Raw genomic sequence first — 18838 nt, forward strand, 5'->3', positions numbered from 1 at the left:
TTGACTGTACGGCTGACATTGATCCGATCTCAGCGTGTGACCCCCGGCAGGAACCCAGGGTTCGGAAAAAACTCGGTCGGGCGCGCCGGCCGGCGGACAAGGCTGGCAAAACCCGCGGCGGCCGTTATCATCCGCGCCCGCCATGCGCCCCTTCGCAGACCCCGAGCATGAAAAAGCCCGTCATCGCCGCCGCCGACATCGACCGCCTGGAAACCTGGGTGAAATACAAGGACAGCCTGTGCCGCGACTGCATGGCGAGCTGCTGCACCCTACCGGTGGAAGTGCGCATCGGCGACCTGATCCGCATCGGCCTGGTCGACGAATTCGAGCGCGGCGAACCGGCCAAGCAGATCGCCAAGCGATTGATGAAGGACGGCATCGTCGAACACTTCAACCACAAGCAGGAAGTGTTCACCCTCACCCGCCTGGCGAACGGCGACTGCCTCTACCTGGACCGGAAGACACGGCTCTGCACCATCTACGCAAAGCGCCCGGATACCTGCCGCAACCATCCCAGAATAGGCCCGCGTCCGGGCTATTGCGCGTATCGGCCGAAAAACCAGGGCTGACGGGCCTGGGTCGGGCGAATGAATTCGCCCCTACACCATAGGCTTCACTCGCGATTGGCTCATAGCCATCCCCAAGGCAACTGGAACAACCCCCGCCCGGCCGCGTCTAGAACTGTATCGTCCCGCGCCAGCACGCTCCTTTCGCCATGCCTCGATCACCGTTGCCGACTTCCGCGCGTTTCCTCCCGCTTCCGGGGCTCCTCCTGCTCTGCGCGCTGGCCACTGCGGCGACCCCGCAAGACGCCGGCCTCGGCTGGCCCGAGCGGTTGCTCGAGGAGTTGAGCCGGATCGACACCGACTACCCCGGCGAAATCGGCGTCTTCGCCAAGGACCTGGATAGCGGCCTGTCGATCTCCTTTCGTGGCGAGGAAACCTGGTACCTGGCTTCCGGAATCAAGGTGCCGGTGGCCATCGCCGTCCTGCGTGGCGTGGAGCGCGGCGAGTTCACGCTCGACGATCGCCTGCGCCTGGAGGCCTACGACTATGTCGATGGCGCCGGCGAGACCAATCGCCATCCGCCGGGCGCACGGCTCGGCGTGCGCTTCCTCCTCGAACAGATGGTGATCCACAGCGACAACAGTGCCTCCGACCGCCTGATCCGGCTGGTCGGCATCGAGGCGGTCAACCGGGTCGTCGAGGAACTGGCGCCAGGTGGTTTCCAGCCGATCACCCCGCTGGCCGACGTCCGCCGGCATGCCTACAGCCAGTTGCATCCGGCCGCGTTCCGCCTGAGCGGCCGGGATTTCCTGCAATTGAAGCAACAACGCAGCGACGCGGCCCGGCGCGCCACCCTCGCCCGACTGCTCGGCGTCGCCCCCACCGAGTTGCGCCCCCTCAGCCTGGGCGAAGCCTTCGAAGCCTATTACGCCACCCAGCTCAACTCCGCCCGGCTCAGCGCCTACGGCGAGCTGCTGGAAGCCCTGGCCAACGGCAAGGCCCTGGGCGCCGAGGGCAGCGCCCACCTGATGGGGCTGATGGAGCGCGTCGCCACCGGACGCAAGCGAATCAAGGCCGGCCTGCCGACCGTTGCGGCGTTCCTCCACAAGACCGGCACCCAGCGTGCCCGCTTCTGCGACCTCGGCATCGTCCGTACCGCCGGGACGGACGGCGACAAGCGCCTGATCGTCGCCGCCTGCACCCGTGGCGACTCGTCGCTGGCTCGCTCGGAAACCGCGCTGCGCCTGGTAGGACAGGCCGTCTGGCAATCCGGTGCACTGCTTCCGGCGCCGGAAGAACTGGAGGTGCGGCGATGAGGAAGCGGTCGTTGCTGATCGCCGCCCTGCCGGTGATTGCCCTGCTCTGTGGGGCGCTGGTCTGGGCTGCACTGCGCAGCGAGCCGGAACCACCCTGGGTCGCGCAGCTGCAAGGAAAAATCCTCCGGCTGGATCAGCGCACACCCGGTGATCTCGGGGTGTACATCAAGCACCTGGGCGACGGCGGCGAACTCGACTACCAGGCCGGACGCCACTGGTACCTGGCCTCGGCGGTGAAGGTGCCGGTGGCCATCGCCACCCTGCAACGCGTCGACGAAGGCGTATGGCCGCTCGACCAGCGGCTCGCCCTGCGCAACGAGGACAAGGTGGACGGCTCCGGTGGCCTGGCCTGGCAGGACTCCGGCAGCGAATACGATCTGAAGACCCTGCTGGAAGAAATGCTGCAGCGCAGCGACAGCACCGCCGCCGACATGCTGATTAACCGCGTCGGCGAAGACGAACTGAACCGGCGAATCGCGTCGAGCATGGCCGACCAGGGCTTCGGCCGCATCACCTCGTTGCTGCGGGTGCGCCACGAGCTGTACCGCGAGCTGCATCCCGACGCGGCGAACCTGAGCAACCGCGACGTCATCCAGTTGGCATCGGCCCCGCTGGGCCGGGAGCGGGTGCGAGCCCTGGCCAGGACACTCGACGTCGATCCCTCCGAGCTACGCGCGGACAGCCTGGAACAGGCCTACCAGCGCTACTATGCGCGCCGTCTCAACGCCGCTACCCTGCGAGCCTACGGCGGCATGTTGGAAAAGCTGGCGCGCGGGCGATTGCTGTCCCGAGCGAACACCGACCTCCTGCTCGACCTGATGGGGCTCGACGAGTACCACGCCTACCGCCTCGAAGCCGGGCTCGGCAAGGACGTCCCGTTCGCCCAGAAGACCGGGACCCAGTTCGAACGGGCCTGCCACATGGGCATTATCGACCCGAAGAGCGAACAGGCCATCGTGATCGCCGCCTGCGTCGAAGACGCCGGGCAGGAACAGGCCGCGCAGACGCTCGAAATGCTCGGCAGTCTGGTCTCCGACACGTTGCTCCGTTGACGAGGGGCACAAAACCCGAACGGAGCGGCGGCAGAGCCCTATCCGGCTTGCTATGGTTGCTGACGATCGGGCCGAAAGGCCCCGCCTGACGGGATATCGGGATGCGCCACCTTGTACCTTGCCTGCTTTTGCTCCTCTCTCTGTACGCCACGGCCGAGGAGACACCGCTGGTGGGCAATGCCTACTCGCCGCCAAAGATCTACAGTGAGAAGGGGCAGACCCTGGGCATCCTCGCGGATATCGTGCGCTATGCCGACGAGGTGCTGGAAGACGAGCGCTTCGACCTCCAGCTCTACCCCTGGGCACGGGCCTACAACATGGCCGAGCACGCGCGGGCAGGCATCATCGGCCTGTCGATGACCGAGGAACGGCTGGGCATCTTCGATTACTCCGAGCCGGTGTTCTATGACGAGGTCATTGTGGTGGTGCGCCGGGGCCAGGCCTTTCCGTTCGAGCACATCGAGGACCTGCGCGGACGCCGGGTCGGCATCGGCCTGGGAGGCTCGTTCGGCGAAGCCTTCGAACGGGCGAAACGGGAAGGCAGCCTGGTGGTGGTGGAGGACAACGGCCCGACGATGCGCCTGAGAAAGCTGCTCGCCGGGCGCATCGACGCGGCCCTGATCAACCCCGGCCGCGCCGGCCTGCTTCGTGCTCTGCAACAGGACGCCGAACTGGCGTCACGGGCCGATGAGTTCGAGGTGCTGCCCGTTCCCCTGCTGCGCGATCCCAATTACCTCGCCTTTCACAAGAGCCTGCACCGTGGCGCGACATTGCGCGCCTTCAACGAGGTCATCCGTCGCGGTTACGAGAACGGCGACATTCAGCGCATCATCGAGCGCTATACGGATCGCTAGCCAGGCTGCTGGTGAGCCAGCTTCCGATATAGCCGCTGCAACGGCCCGACCACCGCCAGCACCACGGCACCGGCCAGGATGCCGAACAGCAGGTTCAGCAGCGTCGGCGCCAGCGCCTCCAGCAGGCCACCGATCCCCGCCACGCCACCGGCGGCGTGGGCAAGGTCATGGATCGCCTGGTTCGCCAGCGGAATGCCGTGGGTGAGAATGCCACCACCCACCATGAACATCGCCGCGGTCCCCACGATCGACAGCCCCTTCATCAGGAACGGCGCGGCGCGCAGGATGCCGCGTCCGAGGCTGCGCGCCAGCGGGCTGCCCAGGCGGCTGAGGTAAAGCCCGCCGTCGTCCAGCTTGACGATGCCGGCCACCAGGCCGTAGACCCCCACCGTCATGATCACCGCGATACCGCAGAGCACCGCCACCTGCGAGGCGAACGTCGCCGTGGCGACAGTCCCCAGGGTGATGGCGATGATTTCCGCCGACAGCACGAAATCGGTGCGGATCGCGCCTTTCACCTTGTCCCGTTCGAACGCCACCATGTCCACTGCGGGATTGGCGATGGCTTCCGCCCGTTGCGCATGTTCGCTGCTGTCTTCCGCTTTGCTGTGCAGCAGCTTGTGCGCCAACTTCTCGAAGCCCTCGAAACAGAGGAAGGCACCGCCGACCATCAGCAAGGGCGTCACCGCCCAGGGAATGAAGGCACTGATCAGCAGCGCCGCCGGCACCAGGATCGCCTTGTTCAGCATCGATCCCTTGGCCACCGCCCAGACCACCGGCAACTCGCGGTCGGCATTCACACCCGACACCTGTTGCGCGTTCAGCGCCAGGTCATCGCCCAGCACGCCGGCGGTTTTCTTCGCCGCGACCTTGGTCATCACGGCCACATCGTCGAGAACGCTGGCGATATCGTCGATCAGGGTTAACAGGCTGGCTCCGGCCACGGGTTGCTCCTTGAAAGGATGGAAAACGAGGGCGACATAATAGTGCGGACGATGCCGCAGAGCAGCCCAGTCTAGCGAGAGACCCGCAGGCGACGCGGCGGTTCGGCGAGAGAAGGCAGGCGATGTGCCGCACGAACCGTGCAGTCGATCACGCCCCTCCGCCAGCCGACGAACGGCAAGCACCGCCCACGAGCCGGAGGGTCATAAACGAAGCTCACCAGCGAGCCGACACGGAAGCCAGGCTGTATCCGTGCGTTCATCCGCACCATATGGAGATACAGCCAATGCCTACTGCCCTGCCTACCTTTCGGCCGGCCCACGCCGGCTTCCTGCTCGCCCTCCTGGCCAGCCAGGCCGGCGCCGCCGACCTGGTGGTCACCAAGTTCACCGATAGCCACGACGGCGTCTGCGATGCCGATTGCTCCCTGCGCGAAGCCGTGCACCAGGCCAACATGACCTTCGAGCCCGACCGCATCATCCTTCAGGCCGGCACCTACAGCCTGAGCCTGGCGCCAGCCCGCGACGGCGCCCGCATCCTGCAGGAGAACGGCAACCTGAACGGCGACCTCGACGTGATGTTCAGCGACCTCACCATCGTCGGCGCCAGCCCTGGCCGCACCGTCATCGACGGCCTGCGCAACGACCGCCTGTTCGATGCCCAGGCGGCCACCCAACTCAACCTGGAACGCCTCACCCTGCGCAACGGACTCACCTCCGGTTTCGGCGGCGCGCTGCGCAACCGGGGCGAGACCAACCTGCACCAGGTCGTGATGGAGCGCAACGCAGCGATTGCCGAGATCGGCGCCGGCGGCGCCATCGCCAACTTCGGACGGCTGAACATCGCCTCCTCCCGCTTCATCGACAACGAAACCTACGCCGATCCCGGCTCGGGCGAAGGCGGCGCGATCTTCAACGCCGCGCAGGGCTGGCTGGAAGTGCGCAACAGCACCTTCACCGGCAATATCAGCTATGACGCCGTCGATACGGGACGCGGCGCCGCCATCTATAACGAAGGGCTGGCCGATATCGCCCGCAGCGCCTTTACCGTCAACAAGGGCGGCGAGTACGGCAACGGCTCGGCCATCCTCAATGCCGAGGGCGGGCTGCTCAAGATGACCAACAGCACTCTCAGCGGCAACCGCGGCTACTATGGCACCGGCGCCTTCTCCAATGGCCAATGGGGCAGCCGCAACAATGCCAACACCGAAGCTCTGCTGATCAACGTCACCATCGCCGACAACACCGGCGGCGCCGCCCTGCTCAACCTGGGCAAGCTGACCATGCGCAACAGCATCGTCGCCGGCAACTACCTCATCCCCGACGAAGGCCCCAACCGCCCGGCCAACTGCCGCAACGGCGAAGGTGCCAGCCTGCAGGCCCGCGGCCTGATGCTCGGCATGGACAACCAGGGCTGCGTCGCCGACCTGCCGATCGACGACAGCCTGACGTTCACCCAAGTCCTGGAACCCCTCGCCACCCTCCCCGGCGCTCCCGCCCTGCACCCGCTGCCGGAAAACAGCCCGGCCATCGACGCCGCCATCGGCACCTGCCCGCAGACCGACCAACGCAAGGTCGCCCGCCCACAGGATGGCAACGGCGATGGCGTGGCGGTGTGCGACTTGGGGTCTTACGAGAAAGAGGCCCTCTAAGCCCGCTCGTAGCGGCGCGGATACCCCGGGCCGCTACGACATCCCTTTCGCTCGCCCTATATCTGCCTGAACCTTTCTAACGGCAAGACGCAGCACCATCTTGCCGTCCTTCGCTGACGAGGCTGCACCGACTCGATCAGCCATCTCCTTCGTCGCCCCCGCCAAAAGAAAAAACGACAAGACAAAAAACTGTGGCGTATCTCTACGTCATTACGATTCCGACTTGGCATGATGGCAACACGACACTATTCTCCGCCCTCCCCCTTTCATAAGGACTTGATCAATGAAAGCTCTACGCTTCTCTTTAATACTTGCCTTCGTCTTCTCATGGCTCGGCGGCTGTACCGCAGTTCAACAACCGGTACCGATGGACGATGCGCTCTGGAGCGAAAAACAAGAGGTCATCGGCATTGCCCTTGTCGACGTTCCCAAGCCCGCCGTGGTTCTTGCAGGGCAACAAGGGCTTCTCGATTACGCGGTGAACAGCGGGCTTGCCGCAGCACTGCGCAGCAAGGTGGAAACCTGGGAAGTCAGCAGCTTCAGCGAGGTTCCCAAGCAGGTGGCTGAAGAAATCAGCGCACGTGGCTACAAGACCAAGCTGCTGGAGGCACCGATCGCTCTCGCCGAGCATCAAGAAACCAAAAGCAAACTCGGATACGCAAAGCGGGATTTCACCCCTCTCAAGCAAGAGCATCAGATCGACAAGCTGGTCGTAATCGCCTTGGTGAATGCCGGCACGTTCCGTACCTACTACGGCATGATCCCTACCAGCAAGCCGGTCGCCCAGATCAATACGCTGACTCAGGTCATCGATCTCGACGACAACCGCCTTCTCTATTACCAACCCAACACCCAAAATCGTTCGGCAGAGGGCGACTGGGATGAAAAACCCGAGTATCCCAACCTGACGAATGCTTTCTACCAGGCCCTCGATGCCACGGAGCAGGATGTCATCGCCCCGTTCCGTGCACCGCTGCTTTCAGCCCAGTAATGAGGCTTTTTTCGCCTTTCTGCCTCCTGTTGCTGGTCGGGTGCAGCGGAACGCCCGCCCTGCGTCCGCATGTCGAGGACGACATCGCGCAGCAGCTTCGCAAAAGTGGGTACGCCATCGACGTGCAAACGACCGATCATCTGCTGACCCAGGGCGAACCGGTTCGCGACGCCAGCGGCATGATCGCCAACGGCCAGTTGGCCGCACAGTCAATGCAAACCGCCGCCCAGAACTCACCCGGTGGAGGCGCTTCGGCCGTCGGGTTGGTTCTGGGCACGCTGTTGATCAATCAATATCAGGAGGCCCGATTGCAGGAGCGGGCCAGGAAATCCAACGATCATCTGGTCGCGCCTCTTCGCCAAGCCACCACCGAACAGGCATTGAGTGACTGGTTTGTGCAGACCCTGAGCGACAAACTGAACGCCGGCGACCTGGCCCGTCCCCCAGGAACGGAAAACAGTCCCTATGTCCTGCTTTTCACCCCTCAATCCCAACTGAGCCGGGACGTGAAGAGCGCCCGACTGATAACGGAAGTCCGGGTGACATTCGGCCATCAACCGCTGTATCAAGGACGAATTGAGGTCCTGAGCAACCCGGCCGACACGAATGACATGCAGCATTGGATCGAAAACGATGGCGAGGCATACAAAAAAGCCATGCAGGCGAACATTGAAGAAATGCTCCGCGTGCTGGCGCTAGATCTCGATACTCGCCATTTCGCATCGTTGCATAACCGGGAAACCACGTTGCGCTATACCGTCGGTGACAGCCGCATCATCGAGCGGGGACGCATTGTCGATGAACAGGGCCAGCGCGTGGTTTTTATGGATCTGCATGGATGGCTGAAGTCCATTCCGTTGCAAACGGAGCCGTGAGGTCAACTTGGACTGATGGTTCACTGCACGCGAGCATCGTCGGCTCGCCGGAACCAAGATATTGAAAAGCCCCCGCCGGATTGCTCCGACGGGGGCTTTTTTCATCGCTGCGGCGATCAGACCTTGCTGCGCTCGTAGCGCTTGCGGTCGTTCTCGTTGAGCAGTTTCTTGCGCAGGCGGATGGACTTCGGCGTCACTTCCACCAGCTCGTCCTCGTCGATGAATTCCAGAGCCTGTTCCAGGGTGAATTTCAGCGCCGGGGTCAGCTGGATGGTCTCGTCCTTGCCGGAAGCACGCATGTTGTCGAGCTTCTTGGCCTTGGTCGGGTTGATCACCAGGTCGTTGTCGCGGCTGTGGATGCCGGCCAGCTGGCCTTCGTAGATTTCGTCGCCGGGGGAGAGGAACAGCTTGCCGCGGTCCTGCAGGGTTTCCAGCGAGTAGGTCAGCGCGGTACCGGTGGCCATGGACACCAGCACACCGTTCTGGCGGTGGGCCACTTCGCCGGCCTTGATCGGGCCGTAGTGGCTGAAGGTGCTGGTGAGGATGCCGGTGCCCGAGGTCATGGTCAGGAAGGCGTTACGGAAGCCGATCAGGCCGCGCGCCGGAATGATGTACTCCAGGCGGATACGGCCCTTGCCGTCGGGGATCATGTTGGTCATGTCACCCTTGCGCAGGCCCATCTGCTCCATCACCGGGCCCTGGTGCTGCTCTTCGATGTCGATGGTGACGTTCTCGTAGGGCTCCTGCTTTTCGCCGGCCTCGTTCTCGATGATCACCACTTCAGGACGGCCCACGGCCAGCTCGAAGCCTTCGCGGCGCATGGTTTCGATCAGCACGGAGAGGTGCAGTTCGCCGCGGCCGGAGACCTTGAACTTCTCCGGGCTGTCGCCTTGCTCGACGCGCAGGGCCACGTTGTGCAGCAGTTCCTTCTCCAGGCGATCCTTGATGTTGCGGCTGGTGACGAACTTGCCTTCCTTGCCGGCGAACGGCGAGTCGTTGACCTGGAAGGTCATGCTCACGGTCGGTTGGTCGACGGTCAGCGGCGGCAGCGCCTCGACGTTCTGCGGGTCGCACAGGGTGTCGGAGATGTACAGCTCGTCCATGCCGCTGACGCAGACGATGTCGCCCGCTTCGGCTTCCGGCACTTCGACGCGCTGCAGGCCATGGTGGCCCATGATCTTCAGGATGCGGCCGTTGCGCTTGTTGCCCTTGGCATCGACGGCGACCACCGGGGTGTTGGCCTTGACCCGGCCGCGGGTGATGCGGCCGATGCCGATCACGCCGAGGAAACTGTTGTAGTCCAGCTGGGAAATCTGCATCTGGAACGAGCCCTCGAGGTCCACCACCGGGGCCGGTACGTGGTCGATGATGGCTTGGAACAGGGCGTCCATGTTGTCGTCCATCTTCTCGTGGTCGAGGCCGGCGATGCCGTTCAGGGCGCTGGCGTAGACGATCGGGAAGTCGAGCTGCTCATCGGTGGCGCCGAGGTTGTCGAACAGGTCGAAGATCTGGTCGATGACCCAGTCCGGACGCGCACCGGGACGGTCGATCTTGTTCACCACCACGATCGGACGCAGGCCGGCCTTGAACGCCTTCTGGGTCACGAAACGGGTCTGCGGCATGGGGCCGTCCTGGGCGTCGACCACCAGCAGCACGGAGTCGACCATCGACATCACGCGCTCCACCTCGCCACCGAAGTCGGCGTGGCCGGGGGTGTCGACGATGTTGATGTTGTAGCCGTTCCACTTGATGGCGGTGTTCTTCGCCAGGATGGTGATGCCGCGTTCCTTTTCCTGGTCGTTGGAGTCCATCACGCGCTCGCTTTCGGCTTCCTTGCGGTCAAGGGTGCCGGACAGCTTGAGCAGCTTGTCGACGAGAGTGGTCTTGCCATGGTCGACGTGGGCGATGATGGCGATGTTGCGAAGTTTTTCGATCACGGTTTTTTCCTAGAAGAGAGCGGCAAGCTTCAAGCCGCAGCTGCACGTAAAAGCATTAAAGGCAGCAGGCAAGCTTCAAGCCGCACGCTGCAAGTAAAAGCCCTGAAAAGCCGGTCGGGAGGATGCCGGCGGCGCCGCGCGCTACGGCGAATGTGACAGGTTCTCATGACTGTTCGCTCTTCCCTTGCAGCTTGTCGCTTGCGGCTTGGGCCTGGCCGAAGGGCCTGTAGACACGCACGTTGGCATGCCCTTCGTGTAACAGGTGGTGAGCATGCAGGCGGCTCATGACACCTTTATCGCAATACAGCAGGTACTGGCGGTTCTCATCCAGTTCCTTGAAGCGGCTGTTGATCGCATAGAACGGCATGGGTCTGACTTCGACGCCGCCCAGGTCGAGCGGTTCGTCGTCGACGGCGTCCGGGTGGCGGATGTCCAGCACGATCTGGCCGGGCAGCGCTTCGCTCACCTCTTCCACCTGCAAGTCTTCGTCCAGCTCGTCGATCACCCGGTCGATGGTCACCTGCCGGGCCCGCTCGAGGGCGCGCTCGAGGATCGCCATGTCGAACTGCGATTCCTCGTAGACGATGCGTGCCGGCTTGGCCCGGGTGGTCGGGTTCACCGAAATCACGCCGCAGTACTCCGGCATGTGCATGGCGAACTCGGCGGTACCGATGCGCATGGCGGTGTCGATGATGTCCTGCTTGTGGCTGGCGATCAGCGGACGCAGCACCAGCATGTCGGTGGCCGAGTCGATCACCGAGAGGTTCGGCAGGGTCTGGCTGGACACCTGGGAAATCGCTTCGCCGGTGACCAGCGCATCCAGTTGCAGGCGCTCGGCGACGCGGGTCGCGGCGCGCAGCATCATGCGCTTGAGCACCACGCCCATCTGGCTGTTGTCGACCTTGGCGAGAATCTCACCCACCACTTCTTCGAACGGCACGCTGATGAACAGCACGCGCTGCGAACGACCGAATTTCTCCCAGAGGTAGTGGGCGACTTCCATCACCCCCAGCTCGTGGGCGCGGCCGCCCAGGTTGAAGAAGCAAAAGTGCGTCATCAGCCCGCGGCGCATCATCTGGTAGGCCGCCACGGTGGAATCGAAGCCACCGGACATCAGCACCAGGGTCTGCTCCAGCGATCCCAGCGGATAGCCACCGATACTGTCGTGCTGGCTATGGATGATGAACAGCCGCTGGTCACGGATTTCCATCCGCACTTCCACTTCCGGCGCCTTCAGCGAAATCCCGGCGGCACCGCACTGCTGGCGCAGACAACCGCCGACATAGCGCTCGACTTCCATGGAGGTGAAGGGATGCTTGCCGGCGCGCTTGCAGCGCACGGCGAAAATCTTGCCCGGCAACTGGTCGGCGAAGTGCAGCTTGCACTTCTCCAGGATGTCGTCGAAATCGCCCAGCGGGTATTCGTGCACTTCGAGGAAGTGGGCGATGCCCGGCGTGCAGGTCAGGCGCTCGACCATCTCGCGCAGGGCCTTCGGCTCGCGGACCGAGGTTTCCACCTCGAGGTTGTCCCACACACCGTTCACCACCAGATCGGGATCGAGGTCGCGCAGCACCGTGCGAATGTTCTTCGCCAACTGGCGAATGAAACGCTTGCGCACCGGACTGCTCTTGATGGTGATTTCCGGAAAGACCTTGACGATGAGTTTCATGAAAAGCCGGTGTGGGACGGGGCGCCGAAAAAGAGGGGCGCGGATTATAGCGGAAATTGCTCAAGGTTTAATCAGCAATCTCTGCCTCGATTTGCAATGCACCAAAATAGAGCTATTGATTTAAATAGCGCACCGAAAAGGTGCTCAAATTTCCTTTAAATATCCTGCCAAGCCCCGCTACGCCTGACTTGAAGCGGCTCACACCATTCCAGGGCACTGGCATGCAATTTGCTCCCTTGTGAGGCAGGTTGCCCTGGCGGAATATTCCCGCCGGCTTCACCCATTCGTGGGGGCATAACAGACCCTGCCCTCATTCACCTGGAGGACATCATGTCGAAGGCGCTTCAACTGATTAAAGACAATGACGTGAAGTGGATTGATCTGCGCTTCACCGATACCAAAGGCAAGCAGCAGCACGTCACCATGCCGGCCCGCGATGCGGACGACGACTTCTTCGAATACGGCAAGATGTTCGACGGCTCCTCGATCGCCGGCTGGAAGGGCATCGAAGCATCCGACATGATCCTGATGCCGGACGACAGCACCGCCGTCCTGGACCCGTTCACCGAAGAGCCGACCCTGATCCTCGTCTGCGACATCATCGAGCCCTCCACCATGCAGGGTTACGAGCGCGACCCGCGCGGCATCGCCCGCCGCGCCGAGGAATACCTGAAGTCCACCGGCATCGGCGACACCGCCTTCTTCGGTCCGGAACCCGAGTTCTTCATCTTCGACGAAGTGAAGTTCAAGTCGGACATCTCCGGCTCCATGTTCAAGATCTTCTCCGAGCAGGCCTCCTGGAACACCGACGCCGACATCGACGGCGGCAACAAGGGCCACCGTCCGGGCGTCAAGGGCGGCTACTTCCCGGTACCGCCGGTCGACCACGACCACGAAATCCGTACCGCCATGTGCAACGCCCTGGAAGAAATGGGCCTGGTGGTCGAAGTTCACCACCACGAAGTGGCGACTGCCGGCCAGAACGAAATCGGCGTCAAGTTCAACACCCTGGTCGCCAAGGCCGACGAAGTGCAGACCCTGAAGTACTGCGTGCACAACGTCGCCGACGCCTACGGCAAGACCGTGACCTTCATGCCGAAGCCGCTGTATGGCGACAACGGCTCGGGCATGCACGTGCACATGTCGATCTCCAAGGATGGCAAGAACACCTTCGCGGGTGAAGGCTATGCCGGCCTGTCCGAGACCGCCCTGTACTTCATCGGCGGCATCATCAAGCACGGCAAGGCCCTGAACGGCTTCACCAACCCGTCGACCAACTCCTACAAGCGTCTGGTCCCCGGCTTCGAAGCCCCGGTCATGCTGGCCTACTCCGCCCGCAACCGTTCCGCCTCGATCCGTATCCCGTACGTCAACAGCCCGAAAGCCCGCCGTATCGAAGCGCGCTTCCCGGACCCGGCGTGCAACCCCTACCTGGCCTTCGCCGCTCTGCTGATGGCCGGCCTGGACGGTATCCAGAACAAGATCCACCCCGGCGATGCCGCCGACAAGAACCTGTATGACCTGCCGCCGGAAGAGGCGAAGGAAATCCCGCAGGTTTGCGGCAGCCTGAAGGAAGCCCTGGAGTCCCTGGACGCCGATCGCGCCTTCCTGACCAAGGGCGGTGTGTTCACCGACGAGTTCATCGATGCCTACATCGAGCTGAAGAGCGAAGAAGAAATCAAGGTGCGCACCTTCGTGCACCCGCTGGAATACGACCTGTACTACAGCGTCTGATCCAGACATACCGCACAAGCGGCATGACTCAGAGGCCTCCTTCGGGAGGCCTCTTTTTATTTGCGCCGCGAAAGATTTGCGCGATGACACGCTCCTGAATCATCGCGCTTGCCAGGTGCCCTGCACGGTGCAAGGCTTAGCGCCAGAACCTCACGGGAGAGCGCCATGCGCCTGCTAATCGCCTGCCTGATCGGTGCCCTGGCCCTGCCGGCCATGGCTGCACAGATCTACAAGTACACCGATGCCAACGGCAATGTCGTCTACACCAACCAGCCCCCGGAAGGCGTGCAGGCCGAAGAGGTGGACGTGAAGGCGCCGAACACGGTGGAAATGAGCGCACCGCCCCCTTCGCTTCCCAGCCAGGCCGATCAACAACCCGCCGCCGGAAACCCTTACAGCGTGCTCGAGCTGACCGGTATTCCGGATGACGAGGCGATGCGCGCCAACAACGGGACCTTCAGTGTGGGCGTGGCTCTGGAGCCCCGCCTGCAGCGAGGCCACCTGCTGCGCCTGGTTCTGGATGGCCAGCCTTACGGCCAACCCACCAACGTGCCCCACCTGCAACTGGTCAATATCGACCGGGGCGAACACAGCCTGGTGGTGGAAGTGCTCAGCGGCGACCGCGTCGTCCAGAGGAGCGACGCGAAGACCTTCGCCGTACAACGCGTCCATATCAACAAGCCAGGCTCCTGAGTCATGCGCCACCTGCTGTTCTGCCTGCTGCTGCTCGGCCTGCCTGCCGTCGCCGAGGTTTACACCTACATCGACGCCGAGGGAAATCGCGTTTTCACCGACCGCCCCCGGTCCGACCGCGCCGAGCGCATCCAGCTCGCGCCGGCCAATGCCATGCCGGCGGCACCGGTCGCCATCGCACCGCCTTCCCCACCCCAGACCGTGATCGCGCCGGCCTACCAGCTCCTGCGCATTCTGTTCCCCGAGCCCGACGCCACCATCCGCGACAATACCGGCAACCTCATCGTCACCCTGGTCAGCGAACCGGGCCTGTTGGCGGGGCATAACTACCGGCTGTTCGTCGACGGCCAGCCCGCTGGCGCACCGAGCCGGAGCCCGGTGTTTCCGCTGAACAACCTGGATCGCGGCACGCATCAGCTGGCGGCGGAAATCATCGACGCGAGCGGACGCATCCTCGAGCGCACCCCGAACCAGCCGGTCCACATCAAGCGTATCTCCCTGGCCCAGAAGCGCCTGGCCAACCCCTGCAAGAAAGACGACTACGGCGTACGCCCGGAATGTCCGTTGAAGGACAAGCCCAAGGAAAAACCCAGCATCCTTCCCTTCCTCTGACCTCGAAACACGATGCGCACCATTTCGGTGCGCATAGCTGCACCACTTCCTATACTTTCCCCAAATTGGTTCGTCACCCGCCGCTGCTTTGCGCCGAAACGTGCCGGCGCGCACCCAGGGCGCAGTCGATGCGCGTCTTTTCGGGGCTTTGGTTTGCTTTTTGCATTTTTCTGCCCAACGCCGGAGCTATGGGTTTGTAGACCCCGATCATGACTATCAACGACACCCTGCACCGACTACTGCTCGACAACCTCACCACCGCGACCATCCTGCTCAACGCCGAATTGCGCCTCGAGTACATGAACCCGGCGGCGGAGATGCTACTGGCGGTCAGCGGTCAACGTAGCCACGGACAATTCATCAGCGAACTGTTCACCGAGTCGCCCGAGGCCTTGCAGTCGCTCCGCCAGGCGGTCGAGCAAGCCCACCCCTTCACCAAGCGCGAGGCGATGCTGACCTCGCTGACCGGCCAGACGCTGACGGTGGATTATGCAGTGACGCCCATCATCAACCGGCGCGAAACCCTGCTGCTGCTGGAAGTCCATCCGCGCGATCGGTTGCTGCGGATCACCAAGGAAGAGGCCCAGCTCTCCAAGCAGGAGACCACCAAGCTGCTGGTGAGAGGGCTGGCCCACGAAATCAAGAACCCGCTCGGCGGCATTCGCGGCGCGGCGCAACTGCTCTCCCGCGAGCTGCCGGACGAAAGCCTCAAGGACTACACCAACGTCATCATCGAAGAGGCCGACCGACTGAGAAACCTGGTCGACCGCATGCTCGGCTCGAACAAGCTGCCGTCGCTGGCGATGACCAACGTCCATGAAGTGCTGGAGCGGGTCAGCAGCCTGGTCGAGGCCGAAAGCCAGGGACGCATCACTTTGGTGCGCGACTACGATCCGAGCATCCCGGAAGTCCTGATCGATCGCGAGCAGATGATCCAGGCGGTGCTCAACATCGTGCGCAACGCCATGCAGGCACTGGCCAGCCAGAGCGATCTGCGCCTCGGCCGCATCAGCCTGCGCACCCGCACGCTGCGCCAGTTCACCATCGGCCACACCCGTCACCGGCTGGTGTGCAAGGTGGAGATCATCGACAACGGCCCCGGCATCCCGCAGGAGCTGCAGGAAACCATCTTCTATCCCATGGTCAGCGGCCGTCCGGACGGTACCGGGCTGGGGCTGGCCATCACCCAGAACATCATTAGTCAGCACCAGGGCCTGATCGAATGCGAAAGCCATCCCGGCCATACCGTGTTCTCGATCTTCCTACCGCTGGAACAAGGAGCCGTATCCCCATGAGCCGAAGCGAAACCGTCTGGATCGTCGACGACGACCGCTCCATCCGCTGGGTACTGGAAAAAGCCCTGCAACAGGAAGGGATGACCATCCAGAGCTTCGACAATGCGGACAGCGTGCTCAACCGCCTGTCCCGCCAGCAGCCGGACGTGATCATTTCGGACATCCGCATGCCCGGCGCCAGCGGCCTCGATCTGCTGGCCCGCATCCGCGAGCTGTATCCGCGGCTGCCGGTGATCATCATGACCGCGCATTCCGACCTGGACAGCGCCGTGGCGTCCTACCAGGGCGGCGCCTTCGAATACCTGCCCAAGCCGTTCGACGTGGACGAAGCGGTCTCGCTGGTCAAGCGCGCCAACCTTCACGCCCAGGAGCAACAGGGCCTGGAGACTCCAGCCAACCTGACGCGCACCCCCGAGATCATCGGCGAAGCACCGGCCATGCAGGAGGTCTTCCGCGCCATCGGCCGTCTGAGCCACTCGAACATCACTGTGCTGATCAACGGCGAGTCCGGTACCGGCAAGGAACTGGTCGCTCATGCCCTGCATCGCCATAGCCCGCGCGCGGCCTCCCCGTTCATCGCCCTGAACATGGCGGCGATTCCGAAGGACCTGATGGAGTCCGAGCTGTTCGGCCACGAGAAAGGTGCGTTCACCGGCGCGGCCAACCAGCGGCGCGGCCGCTTCGAGCAGGCCGACGGCGGCACCCTGTTCCTCGACGAGATCGGCGATATGCCGGCCGATACCCAGACCCGCCTGCTGCGCGTCTTGGCCGACGGCGAGTTCTACCGGGTCGGCGGCCATACGCCGGTCAAGGTGGACGTGCGGATCATCGCCGCCACCCACCAGAATCTGGAAAACCTGGTCCAGGCCGGCAAGTTCCGCGAGGACCTGTTCCACCGGCTCAACGTCATCCGCATCCACATCCCGCGCCTGGCCGACCGCCGCGAAGACATCCCCGCCCTGGCCCGCCACTTCCTCAGCCGCGCCGCGCAGGAACTGTCGGTCGAACCCAAGCTGCTCAAGAGCGAAACCGAAGACTACCTGATGAACCTGCCCTGGCCGGGTAACGTTCGCCAGTTGGAGAACACCTGCCGCTGGATCACCGTGATGGCGTCCGGGCGTGAGGTGCATGTCGACGACCTGCCGCCGGAACTGCTGACCCAGCCCCAGGACGCCACACCGGTGACCAACTGGGAGCAGGCACTGCGCCAGTGGGCCGACCAGGCGCTGACACGCGGGCAGTCCAGCCTGCTCGACAGCGCCGTACCGACCTTCGAGCGGATCATGATCGAAACCGCGTTGAAACATACCGCAGGCCGCCGCCGCGACGCCGCCATCCTGCTCGGCTGGGGCCGCAACACCCTGACCCGCAAGATCAAGGAACTGGGCATGAAGGTGGATGGCGGAGACGACGACGAAGGCGACGATTCCTAAGGCCTCACCCGACAAGGCCACGGCCGGTCCAATCCGGCCCGCCCCACTACCTCACCGCCTGCTACCTCTCTGTAAGGGCGAATTCATTCGCCCGCTCTTCTCTGCCTTACCTTACTTGGCACTCAAACCCGCCCCCCGCCGGACAGCACCAGAACAGCTCAGGCGAAGCGCCATAAACCGTCCGGGCACCTCCAACGAAAAATTCGAGGAAGACTGAAACTATACGGTCACGAAAAGGACCAATAATACCTCGGCGGTATCCGAGCGCTTCCAGGGATGGCCTCTGAAAAATTGGCACGCGCCCTGCATTATGGAAAGTGACCACCAGTTTCGGGGGCCTTGGTACAGGCAGGCCGGGGATTCCCCTCTTTTATTCCTCCCGCAGGCTGATCGACAGCCGCCACTGCCCGTCCACTTCCGCAGCCTCCCATGCGCCGCGGAGTGGGCGGGCAGCCACAAATCGCAGTAAAAACCCCTTATCTCCGCTCTGTAGCCGCCAATTGACGGGTTTTCCCGCCAGTTCGACACGTCCTGCACGCGCTCGGGCGACCGCCTCGACGGACAGCGCAAATGCACCATCCAAGTGCTCCACGAACACTTTTGGCTCATGGTCGAACCACAGGACCAGCCCCGCCGGACGCTCCTCGACCCGCTGCAGGACCACCGGCTCCGATTGCGTGAGACGCCCGATCATCAGCCCGACCAGAAAGCCGATCAGCGCCAGCGAAGCGAGAAAGCGCAGCCACAGGCGCGGCCGAGGGTCCTCTTCGGGGTTAGAATGCCGCCCGTCCTCAGTGTCGGAGCCGTGCATGTTTCACGTGATCCTCTTTCAACCGGAAATCCCGCCGAACACCGGCAACATTATCAGGCTCTGCGCCAACACCGGCTGCGCGTTGCATCTGATCGAACCGCTAGGTTTCGAACTGGACGACAAGCGCCTGCGCCGCGCCGGCCTGGACTACCATGAATACGCCACGCTGAAGCGCCACTCGGACCTGTCGGCCTGCCTGGACAACCTTGGCCATCCCCGTGTCTTCGCCTTCACCACCAAAGGCACCCAGCCCTACCATGAGGTCCGCTACCAGCCGGGCGATGCCTTTCTCTTCGGCCCGGAAAGCCGTGGCCTGCCGCAGGAAATCCGCGACAGCCTGCCGACCGGGCAGCGGCTGCGCTTGCCGATGCGCGAGGGCTGCCGCAGCCTCAACCTGTCCAACACCGTTGCGGTCGCCGTCTACGAGGCTTGGCGGCAACAGGGTTTCGCCCTATAGAGAGGCGATA

At 63.5% G+C, this 18838-nt stretch carries 17 protein-coding genes; 13 read left to right on the plus strand and 4 right to left on the minus strand.

Going from position 1 to position 18838, the window contains the following annotated elements:
- Positions 1-167: 167 nt before the first annotated feature.
- The 4 genes from PIN01S_RS11660 (at position 168) to PIN01S_RS11675 (ending at position 3728) form a co-directional block, all read left to right on the plus strand.
- Positions 168-569 (plus strand): YkgJ family cysteine cluster protein, encoded by a 402-nt coding sequence (locus PIN01S_RS11660; RefSeq protein ID WP_084335839.1) that lies wholly within the window; start codon positions 168-170, stop codon positions 567-569.
- Positions 570-715: 146 nt separating this feature from the next.
- Positions 716-1822 (plus strand): serine hydrolase, encoded by a 1107-nt coding sequence (locus PIN01S_RS11665; RefSeq protein WP_084335840.1) that lies wholly within the window; start codon positions 716-718, stop codon positions 1820-1822.
- Positions 1819-2874 carry a serine hydrolase gene (locus tag PIN01S_RS11670; protein WP_084335841.1) on the plus strand — a complete coding sequence of 352 codons (1056 nt, stop codon included), beginning with the start codon at positions 1819-1821 and terminating at the stop codon, positions 2872-2874. Before PIN01S_RS11665 ends, PIN01S_RS11670 begins: the two co-directional genes overlap by 4 nt.
- Before the next feature lie 101 nt (positions 2875-2975).
- Complete coding sequence (locus tag PIN01S_RS11675) at positions 2976-3728, plus strand: substrate-binding periplasmic protein (RefSeq protein ID WP_084335842.1); 753 nt, start codon at positions 2976-2978, stop codon at positions 3726-3728.
- Here the strand turns inward: PIN01S_RS11675 and PIN01S_RS11680 are convergent.
- A complete protein-coding gene (locus tag PIN01S_RS11680; RefSeq protein WP_084335843.1) occupies positions 3725-4672 on the minus strand; it encodes a DUF808 domain-containing protein in 948 nt (315 codons plus the stop codon). The two genes, PIN01S_RS11675 and PIN01S_RS11680, sit on opposite strands and share 4 nt — an antisense overlap.
- 284 nt (positions 4673-4956) lie before the next feature.
- Between PIN01S_RS11680 and PIN01S_RS11685 the strand changes: the two genes are divergently transcribed.
- The 3 genes from PIN01S_RS11685 to PIN01S_RS11695 all read left to right on the plus strand — a co-directional run bounded on the left by PIN01S_RS11685 (position 4957) and on the right by PIN01S_RS11695 (position 8187).
- Positions 4957-6321, plus strand: a complete 1365-nt coding sequence (locus PIN01S_RS11685) for a CSLREA domain-containing protein (protein WP_169715825.1) — start codon at positions 4957-4959, stop codon at positions 6319-6321.
- A gap of 283 nt (positions 6322-6604) precedes the next feature.
- On the plus strand, positions 6605-7312 hold the full coding sequence (locus PIN01S_RS11690) for a hypothetical protein (protein ID WP_139198598.1): 708 nt from the start codon (positions 6605-6607) through the stop codon (positions 7310-7312).
- The gene (locus PIN01S_RS11695) at positions 7312-8187 is read left to right on the plus strand and encodes a hypothetical protein (protein WP_139198599.1); all 876 of its coding nucleotides are present in this window, start codon (positions 7312-7314) and stop codon (positions 8185-8187) included. Before PIN01S_RS11690 ends, PIN01S_RS11695 begins: the two co-directional genes overlap by 1 nt.
- A 116-nt stretch (positions 8188-8303) precedes the next feature.
- Here PIN01S_RS11695 and typA read toward each other — a convergent pair whose 3' ends face one another.
- On the minus strand, positions 8304-10124 hold the full coding sequence (gene typA, locus PIN01S_RS11700; RefSeq protein WP_084335847.1) for a translational GTPase TypA: 1821 nt from the start codon (positions 10122-10124) through the stop codon (positions 8304-8306).
- 163 nt (positions 10125-10287) lie between these two features.
- Complete coding sequence (thiI, locus tag PIN01S_RS11705) at positions 10288-11793, minus strand: tRNA uracil 4-sulfurtransferase ThiI (protein ID WP_084335848.1); 1506 nt, start codon at positions 11791-11793, stop codon at positions 10288-10290.
- A gap of 330 nt (positions 11794-12123) precedes the next feature.
- Here thiI and glnA point away from each other — a divergent pair, with 330 nt between their 5' ends.
- The 5 genes from glnA to ntrC all read left to right on the plus strand — a co-directional run bounded on the left by glnA (position 12124) and on the right by ntrC (position 17560).
- Positions 12124-13527 (plus strand): glutamate--ammonia ligase, encoded by a 1404-nt coding sequence (glnA, locus tag PIN01S_RS11710; protein ID WP_084335849.1) that lies wholly within the window; start codon positions 12124-12126, stop codon positions 13525-13527.
- Positions 13528-13692: 165 nt separating this feature from the next.
- Positions 13693-14220 (plus strand): DUF4124 domain-containing protein, encoded by a 528-nt coding sequence (locus tag PIN01S_RS11715; protein WP_084335850.1) that lies wholly within the window; start codon positions 13693-13695, stop codon positions 14218-14220.
- A 3-nt stretch (positions 14221-14223) separates the two neighbouring features.
- Positions 14224-14832, plus strand: a complete 609-nt coding sequence (locus tag PIN01S_RS11720) for a DUF4124 domain-containing protein (RefSeq protein ID WP_084335851.1) — start codon at positions 14224-14226, stop codon at positions 14830-14832.
- A gap of 209 nt (positions 14833-15041) precedes the next feature.
- A complete protein-coding gene (gene glnL / locus PIN01S_RS11725) occupies positions 15042-16127 on the plus strand; it encodes a nitrogen regulation protein NR(II) (protein ID WP_084335852.1) in 1086 nt (361 codons plus the stop codon).
- Entirely contained in the window at positions 16124-17560 is a 1437-nt protein-coding gene (ntrC, locus tag PIN01S_RS11730; RefSeq protein WP_084335853.1) for a nitrogen regulation protein NR(I), read from the plus strand. The genes glnL and ntrC overlap by 4 nt, the downstream gene beginning before the upstream one ends.
- Before the next feature lie 370 nt (positions 17561-17930).
- Here the strand turns inward: ntrC and PIN01S_RS11735 are convergent, their stop codons facing one another.
- Positions 17931-18371 (minus strand): hypothetical protein, encoded by a 441-nt coding sequence (locus PIN01S_RS11735; RefSeq protein ID WP_084335854.1) that lies wholly within the window; start codon positions 18369-18371, stop codon positions 17931-17933.
- Between PIN01S_RS11735 and trmL the strand changes: the two genes are divergently transcribed.
- Complete coding sequence (trmL, locus tag PIN01S_RS11740; RefSeq protein ID WP_084335855.1) at positions 18370-18828, plus strand: tRNA (uridine(34)/cytosine(34)/5-carboxymethylaminomethyluridine(34)-2'-O)-methyltransferase TrmL; 459 nt, start codon at positions 18370-18372, stop codon at positions 18826-18828. The genes PIN01S_RS11735 and trmL overlap by 2 nt on opposite strands.
- Positions 18829-18838 lie beyond the last annotated feature (10 nt).

Origin of the sequence: Pseudomonas indica NBRC 103045 (genome assembly GCF_002091635.1) — a bacterium.
Classification (GTDB): domain Bacteria; phylum Pseudomonadota; class Gammaproteobacteria; order Pseudomonadales; family Pseudomonadaceae; genus Pseudomonas_M; species Pseudomonas_M indica.